This window comes from Kineococcus glutinatus (assembly GCF_039542765.1).
In the GTDB taxonomy this organism is placed as follows: domain Bacteria; phylum Actinomycetota; class Actinomycetes; order Actinomycetales; family Kineococcaceae; genus Kineococcus_A; species Kineococcus_A glutinatus.
In genome coordinates this window covers 1-774 of record NZ_BAABIL010000775.1, presented here as the reverse complement: position 1 = coordinate 774, position 774 = coordinate 1, and the positions used below count along the sequence as shown (strand labels likewise).

Below are 774 nucleotides of genomic sequence, written 5' to 3'. Positions count from 1 at the left end.
CGAAGAGGGCGTAGGGCGCGTCGAGCGCGGCGACCGCGCCCCCCTCGGCCCGCTCCGGGGCCAGCGCGCCGCCGAGGTGGCGCAGCTCCGCGGAGGCCAGCGCGGTGCCGCCCGGGCCGGTGAGCGCGTCGGCGAACGCGTCGACGGCCTCCACCGGCAGGTCCGCCAGCAGGACGCCGTGGCCGGCGGTGGGGGTGGGGTCGACCGGGTCCAGGTGCAGCGCACCGAGGTCCGCCACCGGCACGTCCGCGAAGGAGTCCTGCTCCGGGGCCAGGGCGCGCAACCCGGCCAGCAGCCGGTCGGCCTCCGCCGCGTCCTCCTGCATGGCGGCCTCCACGACGACGAGGGAGCGCCCGCGCAGCGCCGGCGGCAGCTCCGGCAGCGGCGGCAGGTGCAGCACCCGGGCCACGGAGGTCACCGAGGCGGGCAGCGCCGCCGTCCACGCCCGCCAGGCGCGCAGCACCCGCCGGGCCTCGGCGGCCGGCCAGGCCAGCGCCCCGGCGTGCACGGTGGTGATCGGGTAGAGCCGGAACTCCAGGGCGGTGACGATCCCGAACGACCCCCCACCGCCGCGCAGCGCCCACAGCAGGTCCGGGTCGCTGCCCGGCCCCACGCGGCGCAGCACCCCGTCGGCGGTGACGACGTCGGCGGCGGTGACGCTGGCGGCGGCCAGCCCGTGGGAGCGGGCCAGCCAGCCCAGCCCGCCGCCGAGGGTGTAGCCGACGACGCCGACGCCGGGGGCGAAACCGGCCAGCGCGGCGAGCCCGCAGGCCG

1 protein-coding gene is annotated in these 774 nt (G+C 80.5%); it reads right to left on the bottom strand.

What is annotated here, in order from left to right; all coding sequences use genetic code 11:
• A partial coding sequence (locus tag ABEB16_RS21285) for an FAD-binding oxidoreductase (RefSeq protein ID WP_425560285.1) occupies positions 1-774 on the bottom strand: 774 nt, incomplete at both ends.